The organism is Brachybacterium atlanticum (genome assembly GCF_025669985.1).
GTDB lineage: Bacteria > Actinomycetota > Actinomycetes > Actinomycetales > Dermabacteraceae > Brachybacterium > Brachybacterium conglomeratum.
Genome location: NZ_JAKJJW010000060.1, coordinates 1 through 6700, shown reverse-complemented (window position 1 = coordinate 6700; position 6700 = coordinate 1). Strand labels below are relative to the sequence as shown.

The window sequence follows — 6700 nt, the reverse complement described above, 5'->3', positions numbered from 1 at the left end:
TCTGGGGCGTTGCTCCGGCGCTCGCGCGACGGTCCGCGGCGCGGCCGGGAAGGGGCCGCGCTGCACCTCCGGCAGGGCCGGTGCGGCGGCGGAGGGCGGCTCCACGGTCGTCGGCGTCCCGGCAGGCACCGGTGCGGGTGCCGTGGGGGTCACGAGCACGGCGCGGGCGGCGGCCGGGGCCGGGGCGCCGGGCCGGTCGGGGCGCAGGCGAGGCGCCGCAGGTCGTCTCAGAGCCACCGCAGCTCCTGCATCCGTCGCACGATCGCCCAGCTCAGCACCAGGTTCCCCCAGCCGTTGAGGTGGATGCCGTCGGAGGCGATCAGCAGCGGCGGCACCACGGCCCGGGCGAGGGCGTCGTGGGTGGTGCCCTGCTCGAGCAGCTGCAGCGGCGCGAGCGGGGAGCTGGCCAGGCCCTCCTCCCCGGTCAGCAGATGCTGCACGTCCAGGAAGTGATCGCGATGAACTTCCGCGAGTCCGGCGTTGACCTCGGCGACCGCCTCGCCCGTCGCCGAGCCGGCCTCGTCGTGCTCCGTGCACCAGTGGCCGAGGACGAGCGTGTCACCGGGCGGGGCGGCCTCGGCCATCCGGGCGGTGTGCTCGAGCACTCCCTCGACGTCGCGGATGTTGTTCTTCCCCATCCACAGCACCTGCCGCGATCCCTCCGCGATCTCGGCGAGCGAGGAGACGAACACGCCGCCGGTGACCGCGTCCGCGGGGTCCGACGGGGTGAAGTACCAGGTCCCCGAGCTGCCGTCGAGGATCCCGTCGACGTCGTCGACCCGGCCCGGCACCCGGATCGGGCCGGACGGGGCGAGGTCGGAGTCGAGCGTGACCTCGAGGCGGGAGGTGCCCGGCTCGGGATCGCCCCGGCCGATCAGCGTCGGGGTGTCCAGGCCGCGCTGGAGCAGGGTGTGCCGGGACCAGGTCGCGCCCACGCCGAAGGGGTGCACGGGAGCGGGGGCCGCCGCGAGCGCGAGGTGCTCGTGGATGCGCACCGGCACGGCGGTCGCCTCGTCGCCGCCCTCGGAGCTCATCGAGGAGGAGCCCCACAGCGTCAGCGCAGGGGCCTCGGACTCCGGATGCAGCAGGCGGCGCGAGGCCTCGGTGCCGGTCAGGGCGGAGGACGGGGAGGAGGGTGCAGCAGGCGCGGCCGGGGCGGCGGCATGCTGCGGCATCACGGTCCTCCGTGCTGGTCTGTGGGGCGAGCGCCCCACCGACGCTCACGGCACCCAGCTTACTCGACGGGAACTTCAGCGGAAGGGGCGCGGAGACGGACCACCGGGTCTCGTGGCGGGCCCGCGGGGCCCGGCCCGTCGGCCGACGGACGGCCTGCGGGCGGCGGCGTGCGTTTCCGTCCTGACCGGGTGCAGGGTCAGCCCAGCTCGTAGTCGACGACGACGGGGGAGTGGTCCGACAGGCGCATGCCCTCGTGCTCCCGGTCCACGGCCGCGCGCACCGCCGACCGCGCCAGGCGCGGCGTGGCCAGGTGGTAGTCGATCCGCCAGCCGGCGTCGTTCGCGAAGGACTGCCCGAGCCAGGACCACCACGAGTAGGGGCCGTCCTCGTCCGGGTGCAGGCGCCGCACCACGTCCACGAGCGTGCGCGGGGAGAGCTGCTGTCCGAGCCATTCCCGCTCCTCGGGAAGGAACCCGTCGGTCTGCTGGTTGCGGCGCCAGGCGGCGAGGTCCTGCCGGGTGTGGGCGATGTTCAGGTCGCCCATCAGCAGGAACTCTCGCCCCGCGGCCGCGGCGGCACGGCGCGTGCGGGTCAGGTAGCGGGCGAAGCCGTCCATGAACTGCATCTTCCGCGCGTACTTCGCACCGCCGTCGGGCGCCTCCCGCATCCGCTCGGGCCGCTGCAGGTGCGCGGGCAGCCCGCCCTTGGGCAGGTAGAGGCAGGCGATCGTGACCGGGGCGTCCGCGAGGTCCACCTCGAGGTACCGACCCTCGGCGACGAAGCGCGAGAGTCCGCGGGCGAGCGGCACCCGGTCCTCGGCGGGGATCGGGGCGAGCGCCTCGTCGGGCGCGCCGAGCAGCGCCGCCCCGGACCAGGTGCGCACCGCCGCGGGCGGCCGACGGGTGAGCACCGCGACCCCGTTCCGACCCGGCAGCGTCCCGGTCTCCAGGGCGACGTGGTAGTCGCCGAAGGCGCCGTCGGGAAGCTTCGAGGCCTGGGCGCGCACCTCCTGCAGCGCGATCACGTCGCAGCCTCGCGCGGCGAGCCAGTCGCCGAAACCCCGACGATGGGCGGCGCGGATCCCGTTGACGTTGGCCGAGGCGATGCGGAGCATCCCCGCAGGCTACGCGGTGCCTCCGACGGGCTCGTCGTCGCGCGCCGGTCTGCGCGGGCGCTCTACGGCACGCAATGGCGATATCGCCACTGCATGCCATATAATGCCCGTCTGTGCTGGGGCCGCCCGTCTGCGCTGGGGCCGCCCGTCCGCTGGGGCCGCCCGCCTGCGCCGGGGCCGCGCGGTCCCGGCCCGTCGCCTCAGGAGGTGGCGCGATCGCCGACGACGGGCCCCTCGGTGTTCGGCTTCCAGCCGAGCGCCGGCGCGACGTGCGTCGCGAAGTTCTGGAGGATCTCGAGGTTCAGGTCGACGCCGGCCTGGCTCGGGATCGTCAGCAGCAGGGTGTCGGCGGACATCACGGCGGCGTCGGCCCTCAGCTGCTCGATCAGCTGATCGGGCTCCCCCACGTAGGTGCGGCCGAAGGTGGAGCGGGTGCCGTCGATGATCCCGATCTGGTCGCCGCCGCCGCTGCCGCCCGCGCCGAACAGCACCCGGTCGCGGTCGCTGAGGATCGGGAAGACGCTGCGGGAGACGGAGACGCGCGGGATGTGCGTGTGCCCGGCCTCGCGGAACGCATCGCGGAAGACGTCGATCTGCTCGGCCTGGAGGTCGCCGAAGGCCGAGCCGTTCGCCTCGGTGAGCAGGGTCGAGCTCATCATGTTCAGGCCCTGCTGCCCGGTGCGCTCGGCGGTCGCTCGGGAGCCGGAGCCCCACCAGATGTGGCGGATGAGCTCCTCGGACTGCGGCTCGATCGCGAGCGGGGCGTGCGGGGCGGCATCGGACATGTAGGGCTGCGCCGCCGCACGGGTCATCGGGTGGCCCTGGATGGCCTGCAGGAAGGTCTCGAACTTCGCCGCGGCGATGTCCGCGCCGCGCGGGTCGGTCGAGCCGGTGTAGCCGAAGGACTCCCATCCGCGGTCCGCCGCCTCGGGCGCGCCGCGGGAGATGCCGAGCGCCACCCGCCCGTCGGCGATGTGGTCGAGGGCCGCGGCTTCCTCGGCGAGGTAGAGCGGGTTCTCGTAGCGCATGTCGATCACGCCCGTTCCCACCTCGATCCGCTGCGTGCGTGCGGCGACCGCCGACAGCAGCGGCATCGGTGCGGCGGACTGGCGGGCGTAGTGGTGGACGCGGAAGTAGGCGCCGTTCACGCCGAGCTCGTCGGCGCCGACCGAGATGTCGATCGCGTCGTGGAGCATCTGGCGGGCGGTGATCCCGCCCTGGGCGGGGTTGCCGCCGTAGTGGCCGAAGCTGAGGAATCCGAAGGCACGCATGGCCGCACCCTATCAACTAGTTGAAAACAGAACCAGCGGTGAGGGAAGGGTGCCACCATGGCCGTGAGCGCCCCGAGAAGGCTCTCGTGCTGGCCGACTCCTCCTCCTGGCACGACTGGCTCCTCGCGCACGAGGGCCGTGGCGACGGCGAATGGCTCCTGCGCGCGCTGAGGGGGCACCGCGAGGTGCCGACGCGCATCGTGCCCGGCGCGCCCGCGGTGCGCCGCGACCGTCGTGCGGCCGCGAGGTGCGCTCGGCTCCGAGTCGAGCGCCCGACGACGCCCTGCGATCAGCTCTGCGTCGAGCTGCCGCCCACGACCAGCGCGAACATCACGCCGAAGCGGTCGACGACCTGGCCGTAGTGGTCGCCCCAGGGTGCGAGCTCGAAGGGCATCGCGACCTTCCCCCCGCCCTCGGCGATCCGTGCGAAGAGGTCCTTCGCCGACTCCACGTCCTCGAGCCCGATGAGGAAGGAGTAGACGTCCGAGCCCAGCGGCGGCAGCTCGTCACCGGGCCCGCCGATCGCGTCGCCGCCCGAGACGGCGAACAGGCCGCCTGTCAGGGTGGCGTGGGCGACCGCGCCACGCGGCGGGGTGAAGGGGAAGCACGAGAGATCCGGGATCTCGTCGTAGGTCATCATCTCCAGCTCGCCGCCGAACAGCTCCTGCCAGTGGGTGAGGACCTCCTGGCCATTGCCGGGGAAGGCGATGTAGGGCGAGTTCTGCGGCTGCGGCATCCTGACCTCCGGGTTCGTCGGCGGGCGGCGACGTCGCGGCCCGGGGCGTCAGTCTTCCACGCCCCGGGCCGCGGAGGGAGGCTCAGTCCTCGTCGGCCTCGGTGGACTCGGTGGGACGGGCGCCGAGCTCGGCGTCCAGGCGCAGCAGGCCGGAGCCGTCCTCGCCGATCAGCTTCACGCGCCCGATGATCTCGGAGACGGTGGCCTCCTCCTCGATCTGCTCGTCGACGAACCAGTTCAGCAGCGGGCGGGAGTCGTAGTCGCCCTCCTTGTCAGCGCTGCGGTAGAGCTCGCGGATCGCCTCGGAGACCTTCTCCTCGTGGGCGAGGGCGGCCTCGAAGATCTCCAGCACCGAGAGGCCGGGCTTCACACCGGGCTCGGAGAGGGCGCCGATCGCGGCGTGGTTGCCGCGGTCCGAGACGTGCTGGATGAACTTGTTGGCGTGGACGATCTCCTCGTCGGCCTGGTGGCGCAGCCACGCGGCGATGCCGGGGAGGTCCTGCTCATCGGCCTCGATGGCGAGCTGGCGGTAGGTGATCGATGCGGCGAACTCCAGGGTGATCTGGTCCTGGAACTTCTTCTCGAGATCGTTGCTCATCTTCATGAGGACGACGGTAGTCCTCCGACCGGTCGTTGTCACCCCTGGCAAGCCTTCCCTGACCTGCAGTGATGTACTTCGGGCAGGCTTTCCTGACCGTGCGCGGCCAGCTCAGCTCCGCAGGTGAGCGGGCACGGGCCCGAGGGTGGGTCCGGGCACGAGCTCCCCCTCGACGAGCGTGTGCTGCGCGGGCGGCGGGGCGACGGCGAGCGGGCCCTCGGGGTCGTCCTGCGCGGCGACGAGCAGCTCCTCCATCCGCTCGACCGCCCGGGCGGCGACCTCCTCGACGGGCAGGCGCACCGTCGCGAGCCCCACCAGGTCCAGGCCGTCGCCGAGCCCGTCGAAGCCGAGGGTGCTGACGTCCTCGGGGATGCGCACGCCCCGCTCGGCGGCGGCTCGCAGCAGGTCGAGGGCGACGTAGTCCACGGGGCAGACGATGCAGCTCGCGCGCTCCTCGCGCGCGGTGTCCAGGGCGCGCACCACGCCCTGCTCCACCGGCAGCAGGTCCACGGGGAGGGTGGCGATGCCGAGCTCCGCGCACCGCTCCACCAGGCTGCGGATCCGCAGGTCGAACACGCGCGAGTAGAGCAGCGGCGCGGTGAGAACGACGACCCGTCGGTGCCCGTGCACGGCGATCTCGTCGGCCACCGCGCGGCCGTGGGCGCGCTCGTCGTAGCTGATGGACTCGATGCGGGGGTGGTCGTTGGGGCGGCCGACGATCATCAGCGGCACCGAGGTCACGGTCTCCACGAGGTCCTCGGCGGCGGTCACGCCGGTGCCGACGAACACCCCGGCGACGCGCTGACCGAGCAGGCGCCGCAGCCCGGCCACCTCGGCGGTGCCGTAGTCGTGGCGGGAGGCGGTCACGGAGATGAGGGTGCGCCCCGCCCGCTCGACCGCCCGGTTCGTCTCGGAGAGCAGATGCCCGTAGGCGGGGTTCGTGCTGTCGCGGATCAGCAGGCCCAGCTGGCGTCCGTGGCGCATGGCGAGTCCGCTGGCGACGAGGTTGTGCACGTAGCCCAGGCGCGTGGCGGCCTCGTGCACGGCGATGAGGGTGTCGGGGGAGACCCGCTCCCCGTCGTTCTGGAAGACCCGCGAGACCGTGGAGCGCGAGACCCCGGCCGCGCGGGCGACGTCCTCCATGGTGGGCTGGCGCGGCATGGCGGCTCCTCCCGTCCCGGATGCCTCGGGGCGCGGCACGGGCACTCCGGTGCGCGTCGTGTCGGCGGCTGGTCCGGGGCAGGATAGCCCGGCCGGAAGGGCGCCGCGGACCGCCCAGGTGACCTGCAGGTGAAGACCGGGGGAGGGGGTCCGGAGCCCGACCGGGCCGACGATGAACAGTCGGCACCGGGACGATGAACGTCCGGTGGACGCGCGGCGGACCGAGGGTGCCCGGGGGTTCCCGGAGGCCGGATGAGCGCAGCGTGGGAGCGCTCCCACCTGCGAGGTCAGGCGCTGTTCACGGTCGGTTCACCGAGTTCGACGGCTCCTTGGCGGATCGTCCCGCACCTTCCTACGGTGGCCTCGTCGAGGACGCCGGCGCCCGCCCCACGGCCGCAGGGATCCTCGACGTGCCCGCTCCTGGACCCCGGTCCTGCGCAGCGGGCGAGGCGGACCCGCGAGTCCGTCGACGGCCGCCCGCCCTGGGCAGGGCGCGTCCGTCGCGCAGCCCGTCGTCCCCCGACAGCCCTCCGGGCCGTCCCGACCAGGAAGCTGGGAGCGCTCCCATGACAACCCCCGTCCGCACCCACGGCCCGGACCGCACGGCCGCCGCCGCTGCCGGTGAGTCGCCGAGCGAGGCGACC

At 73.7% G+C, this 6700-nt stretch carries 6 protein-coding genes and 1 pseudogene; all 7 read right to left on the bottom strand.

Annotated features, from left to right (window positions below; genetic code table 11):
* Positions 1-237 (bottom strand): annotated as a pseudogene (locus tag L3K22_RS16410) (2-oxo acid dehydrogenase subunit E2); the annotation flags it as partial.
* Positions 228-1175: a YhcH/YjgK/YiaL family protein gene (locus L3K22_RS16405; protein ID WP_263312339.1), complete on the bottom strand. Its 948-nt coding sequence runs from the start codon at positions 1173-1175 to the stop codon at positions 228-230. The pseudogene L3K22_RS16410 and the gene L3K22_RS16405, both read right to left, overlap by 10 nt.
* A 197-nt stretch (positions 1176-1372) precedes the next feature.
* Positions 1373-2290 (bottom strand): exodeoxyribonuclease III, encoded by a 918-nt coding sequence (locus L3K22_RS16400; protein ID WP_263312338.1) that lies wholly within the window; start codon positions 2288-2290, stop codon positions 1373-1375.
* Between the two features lie 200 nt (positions 2291-2490).
* Complete coding sequence (locus tag L3K22_RS16395; protein ID WP_263312337.1) at positions 2491-3561, bottom strand: LLM class flavin-dependent oxidoreductase; 1071 nt, start codon at positions 3559-3561, stop codon at positions 2491-2493.
* A 289-nt stretch (positions 3562-3850) separates the two neighbouring features.
* Positions 3851-4297, bottom strand: coding sequence for a VOC family protein (locus L3K22_RS16390; RefSeq protein WP_263312336.1), 447 nt, complete (start codon positions 4295-4297; stop codon positions 3851-3853).
* Between the two features lie 82 nt (positions 4298-4379).
* Positions 4380-4901, bottom strand: coding sequence for a ferritin (locus L3K22_RS16385; protein ID WP_263312335.1), 522 nt, complete (start codon positions 4899-4901; stop codon positions 4380-4382).
* A 105-nt stretch (positions 4902-5006) separates the two neighbouring features.
* Complete coding sequence (locus L3K22_RS16380; protein WP_263312334.1) at positions 5007-6056, bottom strand: LacI family DNA-binding transcriptional regulator; 1050 nt, start codon at positions 6054-6056, stop codon at positions 5007-5009.
* Between the last annotated feature and the right edge of the window lie 644 nt (positions 6057-6700).